Source organism: Hyphomicrobium sp. (assembly GCF_035687085.1).
Classification (GTDB): domain Bacteria; phylum Pseudomonadota; class Alphaproteobacteria; order Rhizobiales; family Hyphomicrobiaceae; genus Hyphomicrobium_B.
In genome coordinates, this window is sequence record NZ_DASRYS010000002.1 from 188841 (window position 1) to 211821 (window position 22981).

A 22981-nucleotide genomic window follows, 5' to 3' on the forward strand; every position below is an offset into this window, starting at 1 on the left:
CCTCACGGGAAGCGCCGTTGACCTTGACCATATGCCGGTTATGGTTATGTCGAGCACATTGGGGGGATTCATGAGGAAGCTGTTGCTGGCCGTTCTCGGCCTATTGGTCACTGGTCCGGCGTTTGCGGAGGCGCCTTGGGACGCATTGGCCAAGATTGAGAGGCAGCTGCGCCCGCATTTTCCGATGGCGAATTTCGAAGAGTTCGAGTGCGCGGACAGCGACGGCACCTACTTGTGCAAGAATGTCGTCAGCTTCGGTGAGTTCGGCATCAATTATCTTCTTAAATTTTCCCTGGCCGGTGAACTCACATCGGCGATGCTCATGATGGCGGGACCCGCATATGTTGCGCAGGACGATCCCGCGATGACGAAGTTGATGACGATGGCGTTTGGCGAAGCGTCACTTTCTGTTTTGGAACTGACAGCATCTCCTATTCCCGTAGGCAAGAGATTAGGATTCATTACCAAAGCCATGGGAGCCGGCGATGACGGAGTCGTCCGCAATGGGTGGCGCTATAGCGGCGGAGCTGGCTTTATGACGACGTTTATGGCCGAGAAGGTCGGCCGCTGAACGGGCCGCGCCGAAAGGCCGGGCATCGCTGGGCTGGCCTGTCGTTTATCCCATCATGAGAGGGGAACAGAAGCGCACTTGCAGTCCGATCACGATGGGCCGATGCGCTTCCGTTCCTCGTGGGTGAGGGTGATTTCAGGCAACGGCCTGGGCGCGAAAAGCGCCGCCGGGTCCTTGTTACGTCAGCGAGCATCGCGAAGAGCTGCGCCCTTTCAAGCTCCCGTAGAGCAGGCGTGCGCGCTTCTCCTTCGATCACAGTGCCGAGGCCCGACCGGAGATCGCAGCGTAACCCGCCCTGGCTGCCGCCAACTCACTTCTTCCATTTCAACTGGGTGTTCAAGAAGGACCGGAGGTCGCCGATTGCATGGACTGGATCGAAGTCCTTCAGGATCATCGCGCGTGCGAACACGCCGTCGAGATAGGTGGAAATGAAGCTCGCCGTCTCTTCGACGTCGAGATCGCGGAAATCGCCGCGCGTTACGCCTGCTGCAAGCGCGGCCTTCAACACGTCCCGTTCATCGACATAGAAGCGCCTGATCGCATCGTCGATACGCACGTTCCGTTTTGATGTCTTGGCATAGTCGATGCCGATCTTGATGAGCTTCGATATCGTCTCGAATTCTTTCACGTGCGTATCGAGCCAGCCGTATATGATGTCACGGGGATGCTCCAATCCCTCGCGCGCCACGCGGAACTGCTCGAACGCGCGTTCGACGGCAAGCGTCACCGCGCGCCGGAACAAATCTTCCTTGCTGCCGAAGTAGTAATAGATCAGAGCCGGATTGAAGCCCGTCGCAACGGCGATGTCCTTCGTCGTGACGGACGAAAACCCGCGCTCGGCGAAGAGGTCGAGCGCGGCTGCGCAGATTATCATCTCCGCATCGGGTGAGTCGCCGTTCAATCGTGGCCTGCCGGCGCGCACCGGACGCCGCTTGGGCGCTCCTTTGGCCTTGCGTGGCTTACGTTTGCGTGCGGCTACCGATGAACTGCCTTCCGTTTTCAACCTCGTGGCTCCCCTCAAATCACCATTTGCGGCGTTCCTACCAAACTCGAAGGTCTTGCATTCGTCGTGCCTTGAGAATGTGCGAGCTGGTGCAAAGATTGTTCAAAAAAGCTGCATTTTGCTGGCCTCAAACACTTGCCTGCGAATATTAATTAAGCGTTTAATTAGTGAGGCTCAAGCGGGACTTCGACAACGCTCAAAGTCATCGCCAAAAGCCTGAATGACGAGCGTTTGGCCGATACGGAAGAATTTGGATGGATGCTTCGCCTCTGAAACTTGAAGCCCCGCAGGCAAACAAGCCCGCACGTAAACCGCCCCCAGCTAAGCGCCAATGGACATTGCGCGGCACGCTCACGAAGCGCCAGTACGCGCTCTACGCCTTCCTCGGGGTGGCTACGCCGATCGTTGTCTGGGCGTTTGTCAACGAGGCCGGCATCGTACCGAAGATGTTCATGCCCGGTCCGATCGACGTCGTGAATCGCTTTTGGTCCTGGATCGTGAACGAAGGCTTCGCCGGAGACTTGGCGATTAGCGTTCAGCGCGTCTCACTCGGCTTCCTTGCATCGCTCATCATCGCGCTTCCGCTCGGGCTCGTCGCAGGCACGTTCAAGCCGGCTGAAGCGTTTCTCGAGCCGGCGATGGATTTCATACGGTACATGCCGGCCGTCGCTTTCGTTCCGCTGATGATGCTGTGGTGCGGCGTCGGCGAGAATTCGAAGGTTGCCATTATTTTCGTCGGCACGTTCTTCCAAATGGTGCTGATGTTTGCGGACGACGTTCGCAAAGTGCCGATGCAGCAGATTGAGGCCGCGCAGACGATGGGCGGCACCCGGCGTGAAATCGTCTACAAAGTCATCTTCCCCTCGGCCGCGCCTGCGATGCTTACCACCTGCCGCATCACACTCGGATGGGCGTGGACATACCTGGTCGTTGCCGAAATCGTCGCCGCGAACTCAGGCCTCGGCTACGCGGTGCTCAAAGCTCAGCGCTTCCTGCAGACGGACAAGATCTTTGCCGGCCTGATCGTCATCGGATGTCTCGGACTTATCCAGGATCAGCTGCTGCGTGCGCTGCATCACGCTCTCTTTCCTTATCTCCGGAGGCAATAGGCGATGACCAAAGCCATCGAGATCAAAAATGTCGTCAAGGTTTTTGAAGGCAAGCGCGGTAGCAACCTCGTACTCGACAACGTCAGTCTGACGATCGAGGCCGGTACCTTCCTGACCATCGTGGGTGCGTCGGGCTGCGGAAAGTCGACACTTCTCCGCATTGTTGCGGGCCTTGAATCTGCCGACGACGGTATCGTCCTCATCGGCGGGAAGCCGATCACGGGGCCCGGCGTCGATCGCGCCATGGTCTTTCAAGATTACAGCCTCTTCCCGTGGCTCACGGTGAAGCAGAACGTCCTCTTTAGCCGCCGTCTCGTGGCGAACAGCCATGACAACCTCGCACTTGAACGGGGTGCCGAAGAGGCACGCGCCTCGCGCTTGATCTCGCTCGTCGGGCTTGCCGCTTCGCAGGATCTTTACCCCTCGCAGCTTTCAGGCGGTATGCGCCAGCGCATCGCCATAGCGCGCGCTCTGATGTCGAAACCGTCAATCATTCTGATGGATGAGCCCTTCGGAGCACTCGATGCGCAGACGCGCGAGGTCATGCAGGATCTCGTGCTGGACGTCGTCGAGCAGGAAGGCACGACGATCATGTTCGTGACGCACGATGTCGAAGAAGCGATTTATCTCGGCAAGCGCGTCGTCCTCATGTCGCCCCATCCGGGCCGGATCGACACGATCTACGACGTGCCGCTCCCGGACAAGCGCGACGGCGAGATGCGCGTCGATCCCCAATTCTTGAAACTCAAGCGGACGGTGATGGACCGGATCCGCGAAACGGTTGGCCTGTCGCTCGACAGGTCTGCATCGCGAAGCGTCGAAGCCGGTGCATGACGCCCGGTACCTTAACGGAGGAGTATACCAGACTATGCGTAGGCTTTTGTCACAACTGCGGACTGTGGGAATGGGCGCAGCGGCTGCGTTGGCTGGAATGGCGTCCATGCACGCCAGCTCCGCACGCGCCGAAGAGGTGAATCTCGCGACAGTCGCATGGATCGGCTACGCGCCGTTCTATGTCGCGGCTGAGAAGAACATGTTCGAGAAGTACGGCGTCAAAGTCGCTCTCAAGGACTTCGCTGATCCGGCGCTTATTCCTGCGGCTCTTCAGAGCGGCGGCATCCAGGGCGCGATGTACACCTACGATCAGGTGATCAATTTGGTCGCCAACGGGAACGACTATCGGGTCGTGATGCCTATCGATTATTCGAACGGTGCCGACGCCATCCTCGCCGAGAAGTCGATCAAGTCGATTGCTGACCTGAAAGGCAAGAAGGTCGCCTATCCCTTCGCAACGTGCGACAACCTGCTCGTCGCCTACGCGCTGCAGCAGGCTGGTCTGACGGAAGCCGATGTCGAAGGCCTCGACGCGACGCCTGAGAGCGTTGCCGCGGCCCTCATGGGCGGTGCGGTTGCCGGCGCTACGTACGAGCCCAACGTCAGCAAGATCCTGAAGCTCGAAGCCAACGGCGGTTACCACGCGCTCTACACATCGGCATCCGCTCCGGGTCTCATCACCGACGTCCTCTATTTCTCGGCCGACTACATTGCGAAGAACCCGAAGACGGTCGAAGCTGTGATCAAGGGCTACATCGATGGCATGGCCTTCCTGAAGGAAAATCCCGACGAAGCCTACGCGATCGTCGCGAAATACTTCTCGACGTCGGTTGACGACGTGAAGGAGCAGGCGAAGGGGGCCTACAACATTCCCGTCGCCGAGATGTCCGGATATTTCGCTCCGCGCGAAGATGCCAAGTCGTTCTTCACTTCGGGCAAGCTGATCGCCGACGTCCTCATCAAGCGGGGACAGATCAAGGCTGAGCCGAAGATCGAGGACACTTTCGACGCGAAGTTCGTCAGCGCTCTCGTCGCCGCGAAGTAACCAAGCAACAGACGAACCGGCGCGGATTGGCGAACAGCTAACGGCCTTGCCGCGCCGGCTTCAAGCCCCCAACACCTAAAACGGACACGGAGACTATAGGACAATGGACGCCATCGTGAACAAAGGGCGCTCGCAGCTTGAAGACCAGCTGGTATCGCAAGGGGTGAAGTACCTGCTCGCCAGCTACGTCGATATGCATGGCGTGTCGAAGGGCAAAGCGGTGCCGGTATCGCACCTGGAACGCATGCTCGGCGGATCGGAGCTTTGCACCGGCGCGGCTCTCGAAGGCGTTCCGCAGGACGTCAGCGACGAAGAAGTGGCTGCACATCCCGATGCGGCCTCTTGCACCGTTCTCCCTTGGAAGAACGATGTTGCGTGGTTTGCAAGCGATCTGTGGTGCCGCGGGCAGCCGTTCGAAGCCTGCAGCCGCAACATCCTGAAGCGCGTGCTCGCAAAAGCCGACGCAATGGGTTACGGCATGAACCTTGGCATGGAAGCAGAATTCTTCGTGCTGAAGGACGATCCGGTGCTCGGCTTCAAGCCGCTGTCGGAGCGCAAGCATCTCGAAAAGCCCGCTTACGATGTCACGCGCACGCTCGACAACATGGGTTGGATCGGTGAACTCGTCGACGCCATGAACGGGCTCGGCTGGGATGTCTACAGCTTCGACCACGAAGACGGCATCGGACAGTTCGAAATCGACTTCCGTTACTTCGATGCGCTCTCGATGGCGGACAAGTTCGTCTTCTTCCGCCTCATGGCGCACGAGATCGCCCGCAAGCACGGTGGCTTCGCAACCTTCATGCCGAAGCCCTACGCAGACCGGGCCGGCAGTGGCGCGCATTTCAACATGTCGCTCTCGGATAAGAAGACGGGCAAGAACCTGTTTGCCGATCCGGCAGATCCGCGCGGCTGCGGGCTTTCCAAGCTCGGCTACCAGTTCCTGGCCGGTGTCATGAAGCATCTGCCGGCGATCTGCGCCGTGGTTGCTCCGACCGTGAACAGCTACAAGCGCCTCGTTCTAAAGGGCTCGATGTCGGGCTTCACCTGGGCGCCAGTGTGGGCCTGCTACGGCAACAACAATCGCACCAACACGCTGCGCATTCCGCAGGGTGGCGGCCGTGTCGAGCTCCGTGCAGCAGACAGCGCCTGCAATCCGTACCTCGGTGCAGCGCTCGTTCTTGCCGCCGGTCTCGAAGGCATCACGAACGAACTCGATCCCGGCGATCCGCACACCGAGAACATGTATCTCAAGAGCGAAGCCGAGCTCAAAGAGATGGGTGTCTATCATCTCCCGCGCACGCTCGATGAGGCCGTCTCGGCATTCGATGCCGATCCGCTGAGCGAAGACGTGTTTGGCGCCGCGATGAAGAAGACGTGGGTCGATTACAAGCGCGATGAGTGGCTGAGCTACCTCAATCACGTTTCCGACTGGGAACGCGCCCGTTACCTGAAGTTCTACTAAGGGCGCGCGGATGAACTGGGCGGAAAGAACCTGGAGCGAACTGCCGGGTGACTTGGCGAATGCCAAGCACTCGGCGATCCTACCCGTCGGCGCAACCGAGCAGCACGGTCCGCATCTCGGCACAGGCATGGACTACGTTCTGGCAGATCGCCTCTGCCAGAAAGTGGCTGAGCGGACGAGCGTTCCAATGCTCCCCGTTCTGCCTTACGGCTGCTCGGTCGGCCATAGCCGCCGTTGGCCCGGCACGATTGCTCTTCAGCCGATAACGCTGATCAACGTCGTGAAGGAGATCGGCGACTGGGCTTATCACAGCGGGGTGAGGCGGCTCTTCATCGTCAACAGTCACGTGACGAATGCAGCACCGCTGAGATGCGCTCTCGAGATGCTGCGGGCCGAGCATGACGATATGATGATCGCGCTCATCAACACGGCGACTGTCAGCGAACGTGTGCGCGCTGCGCACTTTGCTGACGGAGATGATTGGCATGCGAATGCGGCCGAGACGTCGCTCATGCTCGCATCAGCTCCTGAGATCGCGCGGCCTGAATTGTCGGCGAGCTCGGATGATCCGGATCGCACAGGCGGGCTCGTTTTTGCGCACCCTGTTAACAGAACGAGCTTGAACGGGGTCACGGGTAAGCCAAGCCTTGCGAGTATCGATGAGGGCAGGCAGCTTTTCAGCTGGATGGTGGAAGATCTTGCAGCTGTCATCGAGCGAGGTAAGTCCGAACAGCCGCCGCTCGATCGATCGTACTTCGATGGACCCGTGACGAGCTGATGTGCAGCTTACCTGCATATAACAATTAAGGTGGCGGCAGGGGTTCGTCCCGAGCCGCCACTTTTTTGATGTTGCGTCCGCTAACCCTCATGCGACTCTGAATTGAGTGCCCATAAGGCCGAGCTTCGCTGGGTGCCGCATATGTCTGGGCGTACATTGGCAACTGCGCTGCGGTGCACCTAAGCTCAACTCCCACATATGAATTTGCGTTCGGTTACGCAAAGTTTGCGGAACCTTTTCCAAGGCCGACAGGTTTGCCAGGGCTTGTTTAGGCTGGAATGGGAATCATGTGCGGACTGTGCGGAGAAGTGAAGTTCAACGGGACAGCTGATCCCGCCATAGCATTCAAGATGGCGAACCGCCTTCAGCATCGAGGTCCTGACGCCGGCGGGGTCTATTCCAACGACCGCTTCGCTTTCGGTCATCGCCGCCTCAAAATTCTTGACCTCTCTTCTTTGTCCAGTCAGCCGCTGATCGATGGCGAACTTGGGCTCGCTTTGGCCTTCAACGGCTGCATCTATAACTTCAAAGAACTTCGCGAAGAACTCACACTGCGAGGGCACAGGTTCTTCTCCGGCGGTGACACCGAGGTGATCGCGAAAGCCTACCGCGAGTGGGGCACAAAATGCGTCGAGCGGTTCCAGGGCATGTTCGCGTTTGCGATCATGGAACTTGCCAGCGGGCGTCTTGTGCTGGCGCGCGATCGTCTCGGCATCAAGCCGATGTATATCGCAGAGTCGGGTGATGCCTTGCGCTTCGCATCAACGCTGCAGGCTCTCCTGGTTGTTCCTGGCGTCGACACATCGATCGACCCGGTCGCGCTGCATCATTATATGAGCTTCCACGCGGTCGTGCCCGCACCTTTGACGATCTTCAAAGGCATCAGGAAGCTGCCGGCAGGGACAATCCTGACAGTCGAGCCGAACGGCACGCGCTCCGAACATGTTTACTGGAGTCTGGGCGGCAAAGCTCAGGACAGCATCAACGCTGACGAGCGGGAAATTCTGGAAGAGGTGCGGGAGCAGTTTCGCACCGCTGTTCGGCGCCGGACTGTTGCCGATGTTCCGACGGGCGTCTTGCTCTCGGGCGGTCTCGATAGCTCGCTGATAGTTGGTATGCTGGCCGACCAGGGAAAAGAGACGAAGACGTTCTCGATTGGCTTTGATGCGGTCAACGGCTTGGCCGGCGATGAATTCCAGTATTCGGATATCGTCGCGCGCCACTTCGGTACCGACCATCATCGCATCGTGATCGATGGGCGCGAGACTGTCGAGGCGCTGCCCGGCGCGATTGCTGCCATGTCAGAGCCGATGATGAGCCACGACTGCGTCGCCTTTTACCTTCTATCGCGGGAAGTCTCCAAATGCGTGAAAGTGGTACAAAGCGGCCAGGGCGCGGACGAGGTGTTCGGCGGATACCATTGGTACCCGAAGCTGATGGACTCGAACGATCCGTCCAGCGATTACGCTGCGTTGTACTTTGATCGTGATCATAACGAGATGCTCAGGGCGCTCGATGATCGATACCTCGGCCGCGATTACAGTGGCGATTTTGTTGCGCAATATCTGGCTGATGCCAAAGGCTCAGGGATCGATCGCATTCTTCAGCTCGACACCTCGATCATGCTTGTCGACGATCCCGTGAAGCGCGTCGACAACATGACCATGGCGTACGGTCTGGAGGCGCGCGTGCCGTTCCTCGATCACGAACTCGTGGAATTCGCAGCGCGCATTCCCGCTCCGCTGAAAGTCGGCAACGGCGGCAAGTACATTCTGAAGGAAGCCGCGCGCGGGATTATCCCGGATGAGGTGATCGACCGGCCGAAGGGATATTTCCCGGTTCCAGCGTTGAAATACATTCAAGGCCCGGTCCTGGATTTTGTGAATCAAACGCTCACGAGCCGAGCTGCGCGGGAGCGTGGAATTTTCAAGCCGGAGTATGTGGAGTCGCTGCTTCGAGAACCTGAGAGCTGCCTCACTCCGAAGGGGCACTCCAAGCTGTGGCAAGTCGCTGTCCTTGAGGCATGGTTGCAGACCAATGGCATCTGACGTGAACGGTATATGTCATAGTCCCGGGTCCGAGGCGCTGGCCAACGCGCTGCGTGAGCGCGCCGTGGCGGAACCCGCCGGCTTTGCATTCGGCATCGAGGAAGAATATTTTCTCGTCGATTCGACGGGCAATCTTGCCTTCATCACGCCGGACAGCCTTTTTGAAAGCGCGAAATCGGCAACCGAGGGACAGGTCGATCGCGAATTCCTGCAGTCGCAGGTCGAAATTGCGATACCGCCTCAGCTCAAGATGTCTGATGCGAGAACCGAGCTGTCCTATCTGAGGAGGGTTGTCTCACAATACGCGAAGGCTCACGGCCTGCGGATCATTGCGTGCGGAACGCATCCGACGGCGAATTGGGAGCAGTCCGTTCAGTCACGCAAGCAGCGCTATGACAAAGTCATGGACGATTTGCAGATCATCGGGCGGCGAAATCTGCTCTGCGGCATGCACGTTCATGTCTCCGTGCCGGATCCGGCGCTCAGGGTTGAATTGATGCGGCGGATTACACCCTTCGTGCCGCTGTTCATCGCGCTTTCGACGTCGTCGCCGTTCTGGCAGTCCCATGTCACGGGGCTCCGCGGCTACCGGCTTGCGGCCTACGACGAGCTGCCGCGAACGGGCATTCCGGAGTACTTCAGCAGCACGCACGAATATGAGGCGTATGTTCAGGCGTTGGTAAACGCTGGCGCGATCGAGAGCTCGAGTTCGCTGTGGTGGACTCTACGTCCGTCCGCCAAGTATCCGACGCTCGAGCTGCGGGCGCCGGACTGCTGCACGCGGATTGACGACGCCATCGCCATTGCGGCTCTTTATCGCTCTCTCGTCAGACACTTCGTGTTGCGGCCCAATCTCGGGCGGCCGCCGGACACGGTTTCCAGGGCCTTGGCTGTCGAGAACAAGTGGCGAGCGCAAAGGTATGGGATCCACGGGACATTCGCCACGGAGGATGGCCCCATTCCCGTGCGGGACTTCTTGGATCGCACTCTTGCCATGATCGAAGAGGATATCGGCGCACTTCAGTGTGCGGATGAGATCGAGCGTTGCCGGACAATCGCCGCAGAGGGCACTTCGGCGGACTCTCAGGTGGCCATCTATGATAGGAACAGGCAGACGCCGGAAGCGTCCGATCCTTTCGCAGCTGTGATCGATTGGATCGCCCAAACGACTGTTTCAGTTTGATGGACCTCATATGTGCCGTTGGATCGCTTATCGGGGCGCGACAGTCGCGCTGGAGCATTATGTCACTCGCCCCAGCCATTCGCTGATTTCGCAAAGCATACGTGCTCTTGAGTCGACAGCCGCGACCAACGGCGATGGGTTCGGTCTCGGCTGGTATGGCGAACATCCCGAGCCTGGCCTTTATCGCGAGATCCAGCCCGCTTGGTCTGATGAAAATCTGCGCTACCTCTGCCGGCATCTCCATTCCCACTTATTCTTTGCGCACGTCCGCGCGGCCACCGGGACAGCGGTGACGAGACAGAATTGTCATCCGTTCGCGTGCGGGCGATGGCTGTTCATGCACAACGGCTTCGTCGGTCCTTGGACGCGTGTTCGCAGGAAGGTGGAAGCCTTAATTCCCGACGCGCTCTATCCATCGCGCGTCGGCACGACGGATTCCGAGGCGATGTTTCTGGCGATCCTCGGGCAGGGGTTGATATCGTCCACCGGAACGCCGGATGTTTTGGCCGCGACCGAGAACGTGCTCGGGAAGCTTGCGGATATGATGGGTAGTGAGCCGTTGCGCTTTACGTCGGCGCTGAGTAATGGCCGCGATCTCTACGCATTCCGTTATGCGATCAACGACAGAGCCAACAGCCTTTATTATCAGGCGTCGGAAAACGACGTCGTGATCGTATCCGAGCCCATCGATGGCGAGCACGGCAACTGGAAAGAGGTTCCGGAAAACTCGGCCCTCGTATGCCGCTTTGGGCAGCGCGTGGAAATCACATCGCTCGTGCCGGGCAAGCGGATGGCGGCGGCTCAAGGCTGAGCCCACGCCATTGGCATCGAAGCGTCTGATGAAGTTGCCAGATCATCTCCTCTCGGATGCGGACCAGGGAACGGACCCAACTGAGCGATGTTCCCCAGTCACAAAGACAGGAGAACAACATGAGCGCAAAAGCACCGCCAGTGCCTGAGGAAAACCGGAGCCACGCGGGGACGGGTTCGAACCCGTCTGAAGCGAAGCAGCAGAAACCCGACGACCGGCAGCGAAAACTTATCCGAGCAAGGCCGGCAGGAAAACATCCATCAGAACACGACCCACCAAGGCCGGCGGCAGGAACGCTGAGGCTTTATCGGCTCGGCCGCTGGCCGGCTGCCGAGCCGTCCCACGGGGAAACATCCCAGCTCTGCCCAGGCAGCAGGTGTGCGGGCCCTTTCCGACCCGGCCCGTAAACATGTCAACTCAGTTGCGGCTGCTTCCGGCGGATCACGGTGGCCGGAGATGCCGGTGATGGCTGCACACGCCCGGACACTCTCCCGATCAGGTGTCCCTTTGGGTAATCCTCTTCAGAATCTCCCCCGTAGAATCTGCCCAAGTTCAAATACTCTGTGTTATGATCAGTTGGTCCGCACGACCGGTCGACTTTGACGGACTTTAGTCATTAACCAGTCAGGTGCCCCCATGATAAATTGGGCTATCCGCTTGGTCATGGTGGTCTCGGCATTCATTGCCGGCTTGTTTGTTGCTCGTGATGCAACCAACTTCCAGATCGTCGAGATGGTCGTGGCGCTTTTGTTGATCACGGTCATTGTGGCGATTTCCGCTTGCCTGGAAAGCGTGGTTGGCCGTTTCAGGGACCGAAAGAAAACTCCTAAGTAGCCTGCGCTCTGCTTCCGATGGGCGGCATGGAAAAGCGCAAGTTTCTTGAAGTTTTAGGAGAGTGCTATGAAACCTACGCGCACATGGATCCTGGTTGCTGACGGCGGTCGCGCTCGGATACTGGAAGCGGTGGGCCGCGGCAAAGGCGTTCATCTGGTTCCTGGCTCGGAAAAAAGGCTCGATAATCCGCCAAGCCACTTACAGGGAAGGGACAGGCCGAGCCGGGTGCACGAGTCCGTCGGGCACACACGTCACGCCGTGGAGCCCCGGCAAGATTTGCATCGCGCGATGGAAGATCAGTTTGCAGGCCAGCTGGCCGCAATGCTCGGCGATTACGCCCAGAAGGATTCCTACGATCAGCTTGTGCTAGTGGCGCCGCCAACCATGCTCGGGGAATTGCGCAAGGCGTTGCCTTCCAGCGCACGAGAAAGGCTGGCTGCGGAAGTCGATAAGGACCTCACGCACGTCGGTGACGCTGACATACCTTCTCACATCGAAAATGTGATTGCGCTCTAGGGTACGCCCGCATTCTGCGGCTGCGCGCGAGTGCAGAATGTTTGAACACAGAAGTGCTTCAGCCCGGAGGATCTGATGATGCAGGCCAAGGACGTCATGACCAAAGACGTGGTGTCGGTCACACCCGATTGTTCGATCCCCGATATGGCAGCGAAGATGCAAGAATACCGGGTCAGCGGCTTGCCCGTCATCAATTCGAAAGGCGAGCTTGTCGGCATCGTGACCGAGGGCGATTGCCTCCGCCGCGCCGAGACGGGAACCCAGGTGAAGAGATCGCGGTGGTGGTCATTTCTCGTTTCTCCCGAAACGCTCGCCGAGGAATATATTCGCTCTCACGGGCGGACGGTCGGAGATGTGATGACGCACGATCCGATCACCATCACCGAAGATACGGATCTCGACGAAGTTATTCATCTGATGGAGAAGCATCAGATCAAGCGCTTGCCGGTCGTGCGGGACGGCGCGGTCGTCGGGATCTTAAGCCGGGCCAATCTGGTGCAGGCCCTCGCAGGCCTCGTTCGCGGCGGCGCCTCCCTTCGGCCAGATGATCTTGCGCTCCGCGAAAACGTACGTCAGGCCGTAAGCGATCTTCCGTGGGCCGCCAGTCAGTTCATCAGCGTGACTGTCAAGGACGGCATTGTCGACCTGTGGGGCGCGTTCACGCCTATCAGCAGGATGAGGCCGCCGTGGTTGCCGCAAAGAACGTGCCCGGCGTGAAAGAGGTGCGGAGCCACCTTGCGTGGGTCGATCCCGTTTCAGGGCTCGTGATCTATGCGCCTGAAGACAAAGTTTCGTCAGCCGCGTCAGCGTAGTCCAGCCGATCTGCCAGCACTCTCGTTGTGAAAGGCAGGCAGCGTTGCTTAGGGAGTGAGGCACGGCCCGTGAGGAGCACTTAAGTTGGGCCGTACCCGCCAAGTCAGAATTCTATTCTGCTTGAGCAGAGATTTCATTACCGGCGATCGCGGCGATAGGGTTTTGCAGCTTCTATCGATTAATCGGGCGAGGCGGCGTGTGGTGAGCCGTGGACATTGCCGGTTACGCCAAGAGGATGAGTTCTGCGGCGACGCTTAGTTCTGCGTGCTTGGCGCGTATGGAGACCCTGCGCCGGTATCCCGAAGGAGCAGCACGAAGGGGATCAGGACAAGGAAGCTCAGTTTGACGAAGCCGAAGGCCTCGATGAAGCCGATCATCATCGACTGGCGCATGAGTTCGGCGCCGAGCATCTGCTGCGCCTGAGGATCGGAGGCTGCCAGTCCCGTTGCGCCGAACCATGCGTGAAGGGTCGGATTATAGGGATCGAGTGAGCCTCCGAGGCTTTGCCAATTGCGCTGCGACGCGCGCGTTAGAATGGTTGCGGCGATCGCAATGCCGATGGAGCCGCCGATCGTACGCGCGATGTTGAAGATGCTCGCGGCTTGGTCCGAGGCATCTTTTGGCAAGGTCTGATAGGCGAGCGATGACAGCGGCACGAAGATCATGCCCATGCCGATGCCTTGTGCGATGGTCGGCACGATGATCCAGAACCTGTCGATCTCGAGATTATACGTTATCGTCGTCACGTAGGTGCCGGCGGCCGCGAGCGCGAGGCCGAAAAATACAAGCCATCTCGGGTCCACACGTGAAATCAGCGCGGCGACGATGATCATGCCGACCATGACGGCGATTCCACGGGGCGCCATGACAAGTCCCGCTGTGCTCGCAGGATAGCCGAGCAGGTGCTCGAGGAAGAGCGGCTGCAGCGCTATCGTGCTCAGCATGCCTACGCCGAATGCCATGATGAGAAACGTCGATGTGGCGAGGTTGCGATCCTTCAGGAGGCTGAGTTTCAGGATTGCATCGGGCCGGTTGAAGCTTCGCGCCACGAATGCCACGAGACACGCAGCCGATACGATGCCTAGTGAGACGATCACCGGTGATTGCAACCAGTCTTCGACGTTACCGCGGTCGAGCAACATCTGAAGGCTGCCGACGCCGATGGCGAGAAACGCCGCTCCCAGCCAGTCGATGGGCACGCGCATGGCCTTTGTCGGTCTGATGTAGGCGGCGAGAAGGGCTAAATTGACGATGCCGATCGGCAGGTTGATGTAGAACACCCATTGCCAGCCGAGATGATCGGTGATGAAGCCGCCGACTGTCGGGCCCATGATCGGGCCGAGCAGAACGCCTATGCCCCAGATGGCCATAGCCTTGCCGCGGTTCGCAGCGTCATAGGAATCGACCATCGTCGCCTGCGAGAGCGGTACGACGCTCGCGCCAAACGCGCCTTGGAAGAGGCGGAACAGCACCATTTCGAACAAGGTGGTCGACTGTCCGCACAGCATGGATGAAACAACGAAACCGCTGACGCTGACGAGCAGAACGTTTTTCCGTCCGAACCGCTGTGCAAGAAAGCCGCTCATCGGAATGATGATGGCTTCGGCAACGATGTAGGACGTGAGGACCCATGTGATTTGATCGGGCGTCGCGCCGAGCGCGCCCATCATGTCGGGCAGCGCGACGTTCACCACGGTCATGTCGAGGATGACCATCAGAACGGCGAGCAGAACGGCTAGGGAACTCAGAAGCCTTTCCGGCAGGGGCGCACTCTGCTGATCTGCAACGCGATTACTTGACGTCACTGTTCGCCTCTTCGGCGGTGTCGACGGTGACGTATGCCGAGGCGCCGACGCCGATTGCTGGATCATCCGGCTTCAGCGTCAGTCCGATGCGAACGGGGAAGCGCTGGACAACCTTCACCCAACTGCCCGTGGCGTTCTCCGCTGGCATCAACGAGAAGGCGGCATTGCTGGCTCGGCTGACAGCTTCAACCTTGCCGTCGAAGGTGCGGGAGGGGAACGCATCGATCGTGATGGTGGCGGTTTGTCCGGGCTTAATGCGGGCGAGATCGGTTTCCTTGAAGTTCGCATCGACCCACCAGTGCGCGGTGTCGACGAGAGGGAACATGGCCATTCCGGCCTTGGCGATTTCGCCCGGCCGGATGCGGACTTTCCCCACAGTTCCATCGACCGGCGCCTTGATCGTTGCATGATCGAGATCGGCTCGTGCCTGGTCGACGGCCAATTGCGCTTGCTCGAGGTTGGCTTTGCCTGCCGCGGCTTGTGGGCCCTGACCCGCGGGCTGCTGCTGGGCCAGATTGAGCCGCGTCTCTGCAAGTTTCAGCGCCGCTTCGAACGGAGCGCGGTCCAACTGAACGAGGACGTCACCGGATTTGACATCAGCGAAGTCCTGCACCTTGACCTCGGTGACGGACCCCGTGACCAATGGCGTAATCTGCACGATATTGGCGTGAACCTGAGCGTTCTCCGTCGAGGGGTGGAGTGCCGCGTTTTGCCAGTAGAAGTACCCGCCCGCGGCCATGGCGATGAGTGCAAGAACGCCAAGGACTGCTGCTGCTCGCCCGGAAAGAAGCGGGGCGTGCGCGGACGAAGGGCCTGGGCTTTGGACAGCACTGGGCGCCGGCTTCTTGTCTAGCGATCGATCGTGCATCGATTTTTTCCGATTATTTGTAACCTGCAACTTTCATGTTCCTTTAAAGTTGCCATTAGGGCTCAAGCGGATGGGGGCTCTATACGTGCAGTCACGCATGAAGCCCAAGAAATATTGATGACAACGCTAAAGCGGTGGCGGCCCGTGCGTATGCGTTCTGAACTGAGGGTTTTGCCAACATCGCGGCGCTTGCGCTGCATGGGGATTCCGGTGGGGTGTTAACGCCTTCAGGGAGATCTTCATCGTAGTTTGGGTAAATTGCTCTGCACGATGCCTAATACGCGAATAGGGTGGGAGGGGCCAGCCTGTGTCTCAGCTGCTTGATCGAGCTGAAGCGACTTATGCAAGGCTGATAGCGCAACAGGCGAAATCGGATTTTGCGCCGGTCGAGGCGGAGACCCGGCTTGGTGCTCTGGTGCGCGATCAGCCCCTGGTCAAAATTTACACCCAAAGCGGCAGAACCTTTTTCGTGCGGCGGGCGCTGTCGGACAGCGGCATCACGTACCGCGTTTTTCGCACCGAACTCTCGGCAATCATCGGCGAGGAGGCGATCGGTATTTGCGAGGTGGGCCGGATGATGAAGGGCATCGCGCGCATACGGAGAGCCGAAGTTCAGGGATCCTATCAGCGCAAGGGAATAGCGACGGCCGTCTACGATTTGGTGTGCGCGGATATGATCCATGCAGGCGGGCTGCTATGGCCGGTATCGCCGCGAGAGATGAATGACGCGCAGTTTAAAGTCTGGTGGCGGCGTTCGCCGGTGCTCGTATTTTACTATCCGCACCGGCACCGGCTTGGTTTGAAGCCGCGGTTCGAATTCGAAGAGTTGTTCGAAGGGGCGCGCAAGCCCAACCTCTGGGATCAGTCGCGCTATTTCTTTCAGGCAGTTGTTTCACGCCTGGGCCGAATTCTGCGTTTGCCGTTTGCCTGATCAAAGCTGCCCGCGACGTGCCACCACCGCATACGGTTCGTAACCGTTTCAAGCTCGAGCCGAGGGCTTCAGGCGTCCCGTCAGGCGCTGGCGTTGGCGAGGAAGCGTTCGGCCGTCCTCAGAGCGTCGCGCACTTTGGTCGAGATGACACAACGGCGCTGCAATTCGCCATCTGCATACTTCAAAGCATCGCGAAGTTGTTCGATGACTCCGAGCGTCGTCACATCGCTTGCGAGCCGCGATTGGGCGTTCATAACGTATCCTCCGAACTGGTTTGTTCGCAGGCAATAACGTCCTCGCGGCATTTTCAAGGAGAGGCGCGCGCCGCGGGCAATAATTCCAGCGGTGCGAACAGAAAGCTTAGACCGTTGTCAGATCACCACCAGAACAGCGGCTTCTGGCGCGGATAATACGGCCGCCGGCCGTTGCGGTCGTATCCGTAATAGAAGTCGTCAGAGCTATCCCGATAGAAGTTGTCGTAGCGGAAGAATTGCTTCGGACGCTTCTTGATACCGCCTTGCGGCTCTGTGCTGATCAAAACCACGAAGTCGGTCGCCTTCGAGGTTTCTTTGCTCATAGGCTCGTCGGAGATGATCAGCGACGAACCTGGCCAGGCTGCCTCGGACACGCGTTCGATGACATCCGCCGGAATGGTGATGCGGTCGAGGGCGGCTGCGGCTTTACCGGCTTCGGTCTGCGGCCTTCCTTCGGCGTCGCTCGCTAGGCGGTCGTCAGACGATGCGTAGTTGGAGCCTCTGTGCTCCAAGGTCACGGCCGTCCAGCGCAGATCTTTGCCGTCCTTCGTGAAATCGACTGCGGTATAGACGTGCGTGCCAATCGGCCTTTCGGGCTCGCTAATCGTAACGGGAGACTCGAAGACCGGCTCGTGGCCCTGGCGCACGTAGAGCTTCTGCGTCTTGAGGCTGATGAAGATGGAGACAGGTTGCGTTTTGCGCTTGGCCTCCTTGGCGCGGGCAACGGCTGCAACGCGGGCCTCTTCGACGGGGGCCGCCTGCTGCATGGCGAGCTGCAACTCGGACTCCTGCGTGGCAAGAGTTGCGCTCAAAGCCGCAAGCTTGGCGGCCAGGTCTTCGGCGGCTTTCACGGCCTTTGCCTTCGTGGCCTCCCAATTGGCTACCGCCTTGGGCGATTTGGCTCCGGCGAGGCCCTTGTCGGCGCGCGCAACTTTATCATCCGCGGACTTCTTGGCCGCTTCGAGCTTGCGCAGAGCCTTTGCCGTCTTATCGCGCGGCTCCTTCTTTTCGGCGACGATCTGCTTCATCTCGTCGGCCTGGCTGTTGGCAGCATCGGCTTCGATCTGCTTGCCGGCCGCCACCGACTTCAATGCTTCAAGCTGTGCGAGGCGAGCCGGCCAGCGCTTCACGTTCGGCTCGAAAGGGCTGCGGTCCTCGTCGCCGTAATCCTCATGGTAAGACATCGCTATGGGAACGGCGGCGTCGATTGCCGGCGGCGGCGTGGGCTTCAGCAGGAGAGGGTGCGAGATCTCGACGGGGGCCACGTCATCATATGAAATAACGACGCGCATGCCGATCTTCGTCATCGGGAAGAGGCGGCGGGCAAAGCTTTCGGGCAGGCGAACGCAGCCGTGAGAGGCTGGATAGCCTGGCAGCGCTCCGCCGTGGAGTGCCACGCCTGACCAGGTGATGCGCTGCATAAAGGGCATCGAAGCGTCATCGTAGAGGTTCGAGTAGTGTTCCTCTTCTTTCTGCAACACGCTGTAGACGCCGACGGGCGTCTCGTAGCCCGTCCGTCCGCTCGAAACGCGGGCGCGCATCCGGCCGCCGTCGGCATCGTAGATAGTGACGTGCTGATCCTTGATCGAGACGACGGCCATAACCGCGTCGCGGCTCAGGCTCTCCTCAGCGGCATCACCCGAATGCCGCTGGCGGCTTGCTGCGCTTGCGCTGTCGAGCGTCGATACGGATGCCAATGCAATCATCGCCAACGAAGCCAGACCCAATTTGGGGTGCTGCTGCTTTGCGTGCAGATGATCCATTTTTTTGACCTTGGATGTGTGGCAAGCCGGAGAGCCAGCCTAGACTGAAGAAGATTGAGCATCAATTAGCGGGCCGGCAAAAAGCCGCCTTTCGGCGTGCCGGACATTTCAAAATGCAATCATTGCTTCTGAAGTTTCCTCGCTTCGCTCTCGGACAGTGCGGGAAGGAAAGAGGAGTGGCACGCCGGCCATACGTGCAGGGTGTTCGCTTCGAGCAAATGGGCAGTAGGCGGGATATGCAAGCTGCTGTGGTCAGCAGGCGGACCCTGCGCGGGGAAAATTCCCATTAAGGAACGAAGCTAAGCAAAAAACACCGTTCATTAACCAAGGATGCGGTGTTACCCGTCGCGCATTCCGCAAAGTGCCGGCCGTTTACCGTCGCCTCACCAGGGCGATCGTATGGAATTGTATTCAATTCCCAAGGTTCCGAGTAGCAATGTCCGAGAAGTCCAGCTCTCCCCAGCTCGTCGTCCATGCCGCCTATCCGCGTGCAGCGGGCGTTGGCGCTTTCGCCAAGTCGTTTTTCTTCGACAGGCTCGGCAATGCCTCACGTCCGAAAATTCTCCTCGTCGTGACTTTGGCCGATCTTCTGGCGATCATCGCCGCTTGGCCATTATCGAACCTTCTGTTGGGGAATTCGCCCTCGCTGTCAGTCATGAGCTTGGCTCTGACCGCTCTGGTCGGTGTGCTGTCGATCTGCATACTGCGCCGGAACTGGTCCTATTCCATTCCCTCGCTGCGCAACTTCAGCAGCCAAGTCTGGAAGGTTTTGACCTCTCTTGCAGCCGTCGCGCTGGGCATATCAGGCCTTGCGTTTCTCTTCGACCAGACCGCCGTTGTCCCGCGCGAGGTTGCCGCCTGGATGGAATTATCGGCAGTCTTTCTCTGTCTTATTCGTTCGGTTGCGGCTTGGACCATTGAACGTTTGACGCGCGCCGGGCGTCTTGTCAGGCGGACAGTCATTGTCGGTGGCGGGAAGGACGCCGAGGAACTCATCGCTGCGCTTTCCAGCGATCCGTCGAACCATATGCGCATTCTCGGCATCTTCGATGACCGGCAGGATGATCGCGCCGTCGGCAACTATGGCGGCATCGCGCGGCTCGGCACGTTCGAGATGCTGACGGATTTTTGCCGCGACGCGGGAGTCGATTTGCTCATCGTCACCGTTCCCGCGCGTGCCGAAGAGCGGCTGATGCAAATCCTCTACAAGCTCTTCACGCTTCAGGTTGACGTTCGTGTCTCGGCTTTGAACTCGAAGCTGCGGCTCAACTCGCGCGCCTACACCTTCATCGGCCGCGTACCGATGCTGGCGGTCATGGACAAGCCGCTCAGCGACTGGGATCGAGTGTTGAAGAACATCGAGGATCGGGTTCTCGGCGCCCTGCTGTTGTTGCTGGTCTCGCCCGTCATGGCGCTCGTCGCCATCGCTGTCAGGCTGGACAGCAAGGGGCCGATTTTCTTCCGTCAGAAGCGCTATGGCTTCAACAGCGAACTCATCGAAGTCCTGAAATTCCGCTCGATGTACGTTGAGAAACAAGATGCGACGGCGAGCAACCTCGTCACGCGCGGCGATCCACGTGTGACCCCGGTCGGCCGCTTCATCCGGCGTACGAGCCTTGATGAGCTGCCTCAGCTCATCAACGTCGTGAAAGGCGAGATGTCGCTTGTCGGGCCGCGCCCGCATGCAACCGGCGCCAAGGCCGACCGCGATCTCTACGAGAATGTCGTGCAAGGCTACTTTGCGCGCCACCGGATGAAGCCAGGCGTTACGGGCTGGGCGCAGATCAATGGCTGGCGCGGCGAAACTGACACGCACGAGAAGCTCGTCCGCCGTGTCGAGCATGATCTCTACTACATCGACAACTGGTCGGTGCTGTTCGACCTTTACGTCATCGCGATGACGCCGATCTCGCTCATCACAGGTAAGAATGCGTACTGACGCCGCTTCAGCTCCTGAATTCTATTCCGCGGCGCCAAGGTCACTGGCTATCCGCCGGAGCACGCTTGCCGGCCTCTTCGTCGCTGTTGCGACGGCACTCAGCACGATCGTTTTTTCGGAGCCTGCGATTGCGGATGCGTTGATGGCCGCGGTCATCGGCCTTCTGCCGGTGCTCGGCGTATTGAAATTCGGGAAAGCTGCGTTCTTCAACTTTGCGGCTTGGCTCGCGATCTTTGCGCTGGGCTTCGCGGCGACCATGCTGTCGACGACGTTCTCGACGGCCGTCATCCATCAGTTGGTGACGCTATTTCTCGCGGCGGGCGCTTTTATTATCGCGGGGTATGTCGCGGAAGATCCCGAGCCGCGAGCGAAGCTCGTGCTCAGCTGCTACGTGATTGCCTGCCTGATCGCCACGGCGGCCGCGCTCGCCGGTTATTTCCGCCTTGTCCCGTCGGCGTATGAACTCTTCACGAATTACGATCGCGCGCGCGGCACTTTCAAGGATCCGAATGTCTACAGTGCCGCCGTCGCTCCGGCGATCGTCACCGTCGTTTGGGTGATGTTGCGGGGCAGACCCCTGCACGCGCTCATAGCGGCGGCGGTGGCGTTGCCGCTGGTTATCGGCCTCCTCGTCAGCTTTTCGCGTGGCGCCTGGATTTCGACATTCCTATCCGTTGCGATATTGGCCGGGTTCGTCCTGTTCCGGTCGCGGCGCGCCACGGATTTCAATCGCTTCGGGAAAGTGAGCATCATCGGCATCGCAGGGCTCATGTGTGCGCTCGCTATGGCGACACAACTTGATCAGGTCCGCGACCTGCTCAGCCAGCGGGCCAACCTGGATCAGAGTTATGACGAGGGCCCGAATGGGCGTTTTGGCGGCCAGCAAAAGGCGCGTGCGTTGATCGTGGAGCATCCCTTCGGGATCGGGACCCATACCTTCCGCGACACCTACCATCACGAGGAGCCGCATAACGTCTATCTCACGATGTTCCTGAACGCCGGATGGCTCGGAGGGATGCTCTACGTTGTGACAGTGATCGCGACGCTCTACGTCGGGTTTCGAACCGCGCTGCAGCGGACGAGGATACAGGGGCCTGCCGTCATCGCGTTTGCGTCGTTCGCAGGGTTGGCGTTCGAAGGTTTTGTGATCGACAGCGATCACTGGCGCCACTTCTTTCTGATGGCGGGCCTGATCTGGGGCCTGGCCGACGCTGCACCTCTCAAGAGCGACGCGCGGCGGCGAGCCGGTGACGTGAATATCTAGGGGCCCTGTAAACGTTGATGCCCCGGTCCCCGGCTTCAGGGGACGGCTTGGCGGGGAAATTTCCCTTTGGTAGGTTTGTCACCATAGGCTCGGCATATGTCGCCGTGCGCTGCCTGCAGGAGTTTTTTCCATTTTCAGCTTCATCAATCAGCGGCGGGCGGCAATTGCCGCCGTCATGTCGGCCGGCGCAATTTTGGCCGGAGCTTTCTCGTTATGGGCGCAAGAGGGGGCACCGGCCGACACCGCGCTCGTCGTCTCCGTGGACGTCTCGAACTCGGTCGATGACTCCCGCTACAAGCTCCAGATGGAAGGCATTGCCAAGGCGCTTGAGGATCCCGGCGTGATCGAGGCGATCACCGGCGGATCCGCAGGCGGCATCCTCTTCTCCATGGTGACGTGGGCCGACACGCCGACGTTCGTCATTCCGTGGATACGGATCGCGAACAAGGCGGATGCTCTGGCCGCCGCCAAACGCGTGCGGGCATTGCCGCATCAGGGTGGCGAGTTCACCTGCATGACCCGCATGCTGCGATCGGTGAACGATAAGATCGTCCCGCAGATCCCAGCCAAGGCGGCTCGCATCCTCGTTGATGTTTCGGGAGATGGGCCCGACAACTGCAACGCCGAGGAATCGATTGAAAGCGTCCGCAACGAGCTCGTGGCCAATGGTGTCACGGTCAACGGACTGCCGATTCTGCTCGATACGCCAGAGAGTTCAGCGCTTCTGCCGAAGGCCGTACCGGGAGGCAAGCACCCGCTCGAAGAGTGGTATCGCGCGAACGTCATGGCTGGGCCCGGCAGCTTCGTTCTGCCTGCTCAGGGCTATGGCGATTTCGAACGCGCCATCCGGCAGAAGTTCGTCATCGAGGTTAGCGGCGCGCAGCCGCCCGCCCCTTATCGCGTGACGAACGTCGACCGTTGAAGCGTGAGTTCCGGCTCAGATATCGTTCTCAGACGCGCTTGCGCAGCGCCAGCGCATCACCTGCCAGCCGGGATGCTCCTCGGCCCATTTTGCGAAATGGGGAGGGGCCTGGGCCATGCAAGTCATAGCGTCGACATCCGCCTGGATCGGGATCTTGTAGTCGCGGCAGACATTCGGATCAGTCGTGAGGCATGCAGAGAGAACGAGTGCAAGCATGGCGTTTGT

The 22981-nt window shown here is 59.6% G+C and carries 22 protein-coding genes; 15 read left to right on the forward strand and 7 right to left on the reverse strand.

The genetic code is table 11. The features are described from left to right. Positions 1 to 82: 82 nt before the first annotated feature. A complete protein-coding gene (locus VFG26_RS01335; RefSeq protein WP_325021418.1) occupies positions 83 to 571 on the forward strand; it encodes a hypothetical protein in 489 nt (162 codons plus the stop codon). Between the two features lie 310 nt (positions 572 to 881). On the opposite strand, the gene VFG26_RS01340 is transcribed toward VFG26_RS01335, so the two are convergent. Further along, positions 882 to 1472 carry a TetR/AcrR family transcriptional regulator gene (locus VFG26_RS01340; RefSeq protein WP_325021420.1) on the reverse strand — a complete coding sequence of 197 codons (591 nt, stop codon included), beginning with the start codon at positions 1470 to 1472 and terminating at the stop codon, positions 882 to 884. Positions 1473 to 1828: 356 nt separating this feature from the next. Here VFG26_RS01340 and VFG26_RS01345 point away from each other — a divergent pair, with 356 nt between their 5' ends. From VFG26_RS01345 to VFG26_RS01380, 8 genes are all read left to right on the forward strand, one after another. Next, positions 1829 to 2683 carry an ABC transporter permease gene (locus tag VFG26_RS01345; RefSeq protein WP_325021422.1) on the forward strand — a complete coding sequence of 285 codons (855 nt, stop codon included), beginning with the start codon at positions 1829 to 1831 and terminating at the stop codon, positions 2681 to 2683. A 3-nt stretch (positions 2684 to 2686) separates the two neighbouring features. After that, positions 2687 to 3517 carry an ABC transporter ATP-binding protein gene (locus VFG26_RS01350; RefSeq protein ID WP_325021424.1) on the forward strand — a complete coding sequence of 277 codons (831 nt, stop codon included), beginning with the start codon at positions 2687 to 2689 and terminating at the stop codon, positions 3515 to 3517. Between the two features lie 106 nt (positions 3518 to 3623). After that, positions 3624 to 4562 carry an ABC transporter substrate-binding protein gene (locus tag VFG26_RS01355; RefSeq protein WP_325021425.1) on the forward strand — a complete coding sequence of 313 codons (939 nt, stop codon included), beginning with the start codon at positions 3624 to 3626 and terminating at the stop codon, positions 4560 to 4562. A gap of 103 nt (positions 4563 to 4665) precedes the next feature. Next, complete coding sequence (glnT, locus tag VFG26_RS01360; RefSeq protein ID WP_325021427.1) at positions 4666 to 6027, forward strand: type III glutamate--ammonia ligase; 1362 nt, start codon at positions 4666 to 4668, stop codon at positions 6025 to 6027. A 10-nt stretch (positions 6028 to 6037) separates the two neighbouring features. Further along, positions 6038 to 6805, forward strand: a complete 768-nt coding sequence (locus VFG26_RS01365; protein WP_325021429.1) for a creatininase family protein — start codon at positions 6038 to 6040, stop codon at positions 6803 to 6805. A 287-nt stretch (positions 6806 to 7092) separates the two neighbouring features. Then, complete coding sequence (locus VFG26_RS01370; RefSeq protein ID WP_325021431.1) at positions 7093 to 8853, forward strand: N-acetylglutaminylglutamine amidotransferase; 1761 nt, start codon at positions 7093 to 7095, stop codon at positions 8851 to 8853. Next, positions 8843 to 10036, forward strand: a complete 1194-nt coding sequence (locus VFG26_RS01375) for a carboxylate-amine ligase (protein WP_325021433.1) — start codon at positions 8843 to 8845, stop codon at positions 10034 to 10036. The genes VFG26_RS01370 and VFG26_RS01375 overlap by 11 nt, the downstream gene beginning before the upstream one ends. Before the next feature lie 10 nt (positions 10037 to 10046). Next, entirely contained in the window at positions 10047 to 10847 is an 801-nt protein-coding gene (locus tag VFG26_RS01380; protein ID WP_325021434.1) for a class II glutamine amidotransferase, read from the forward strand. Between the two features lie 572 nt (positions 10848 to 11419). Here VFG26_RS01380 and VFG26_RS01385 read toward each other — a convergent pair. Then, positions 11420 to 11611, reverse strand: coding sequence for a hypothetical protein (locus VFG26_RS01385; RefSeq protein WP_325021437.1), 192 nt, complete (start codon positions 11609 to 11611; stop codon positions 11420 to 11422). Positions 11612 to 11747: 136 nt separating this feature from the next. Here VFG26_RS01385 and VFG26_RS01390 point away from each other — a divergent pair, with 136 nt between their 5' ends. Next, complete coding sequence (locus VFG26_RS01390; protein ID WP_325021439.1) at positions 11748 to 12197, forward strand: host attachment protein; 450 nt, start codon at positions 11748 to 11750, stop codon at positions 12195 to 12197. A gap of 75 nt (positions 12198 to 12272) precedes the next feature. Next, positions 12273 to 12914, forward strand: a complete 642-nt coding sequence (locus VFG26_RS01395; RefSeq protein WP_325021441.1) for a CBS domain-containing protein — start codon at positions 12273 to 12275, stop codon at positions 12912 to 12914. 350 nt (positions 12915 to 13264) lie between these two features. On the opposite strand, the gene VFG26_RS01400 is transcribed toward VFG26_RS01395, so the two are convergent. Beyond that, positions 13265 to 14815: a DHA2 family efflux MFS transporter permease subunit gene (locus tag VFG26_RS01400; protein ID WP_325021442.1), complete on the reverse strand. Its 1551-nt coding sequence runs from the start codon at positions 14813 to 14815 to the stop codon at positions 13265 to 13267. After that, on the reverse strand, positions 14802 to 15683 hold the full coding sequence (locus VFG26_RS01405; RefSeq protein WP_325021444.1) for an HlyD family secretion protein: 882 nt from the start codon (positions 15681 to 15683) through the stop codon (positions 14802 to 14804). The genes VFG26_RS01400 and VFG26_RS01405 overlap by 14 nt, the downstream gene beginning before the upstream one ends. A 307-nt stretch (positions 15684 to 15990) precedes the next feature. On the opposite strand from VFG26_RS01405, the gene VFG26_RS01410 reads away from it, so the two are divergent. Beyond that, complete coding sequence (locus VFG26_RS01410) at positions 15991 to 16614, forward strand: N-acetyltransferase (RefSeq protein WP_325021446.1); 624 nt, start codon at positions 15991 to 15993, stop codon at positions 16612 to 16614. Positions 16615 to 16694: 80 nt separating this feature from the next. Here VFG26_RS01410 and VFG26_RS01415 read toward each other — a convergent pair whose 3' ends face one another. Continuing rightward, on the reverse strand, positions 16695 to 16868 hold the full coding sequence (locus VFG26_RS01415) for a hypothetical protein (protein WP_325021448.1): 174 nt from the start codon (positions 16866 to 16868) through the stop codon (positions 16695 to 16697). A 122-nt stretch (positions 16869 to 16990) separates the two neighbouring features. Next, positions 16991 to 18631 (reverse strand): L,D-transpeptidase family protein, encoded by a 1641-nt coding sequence (locus VFG26_RS01420; RefSeq protein ID WP_325021449.1) that lies wholly within the window; start codon positions 18629 to 18631, stop codon positions 16991 to 16993. A 436-nt stretch (positions 18632 to 19067) separates the two neighbouring features. Here VFG26_RS01420 and VFG26_RS01425 point away from each other — a divergent pair, with 436 nt between their 5' ends. The 3 genes from VFG26_RS01425 to VFG26_RS01435 all read left to right on the forward strand — a co-directional run bounded on the left by VFG26_RS01425 (position 19068) and on the right by VFG26_RS01435 (position 22756). Beyond that, positions 19068 to 20570, forward strand: a complete 1503-nt coding sequence (locus tag VFG26_RS01425) for an undecaprenyl-phosphate glucose phosphotransferase (protein WP_325021451.1) — start codon at positions 19068 to 19070, stop codon at positions 20568 to 20570. Beyond that, on the forward strand, positions 20560 to 21834 hold the full coding sequence (locus VFG26_RS01430) for an O-antigen ligase family protein (protein WP_325021453.1): 1275 nt from the start codon (positions 20560 to 20562) through the stop codon (positions 21832 to 21834). Before VFG26_RS01425 ends, VFG26_RS01430 begins: the two co-directional genes overlap by 11 nt. Positions 21835 to 22009: 175 nt before the next feature. Continuing rightward, positions 22010 to 22756 (forward strand): DUF1194 domain-containing protein, encoded by a 747-nt coding sequence (locus VFG26_RS01435; protein ID WP_325021455.1) that lies wholly within the window; start codon positions 22010 to 22012, stop codon positions 22754 to 22756. Between the two features lie 15 nt (positions 22757 to 22771). On the opposite strand, the gene VFG26_RS01440 is transcribed toward VFG26_RS01435, so the two are convergent. Further along, positions 22772 to 22972: a hypothetical protein gene (locus VFG26_RS01440; protein WP_325021457.1), complete on the reverse strand. Its 201-nt coding sequence runs from the start codon at positions 22970 to 22972 to the stop codon at positions 22772 to 22774. Positions 22973 to 22981 lie beyond the last annotated feature (9 nt).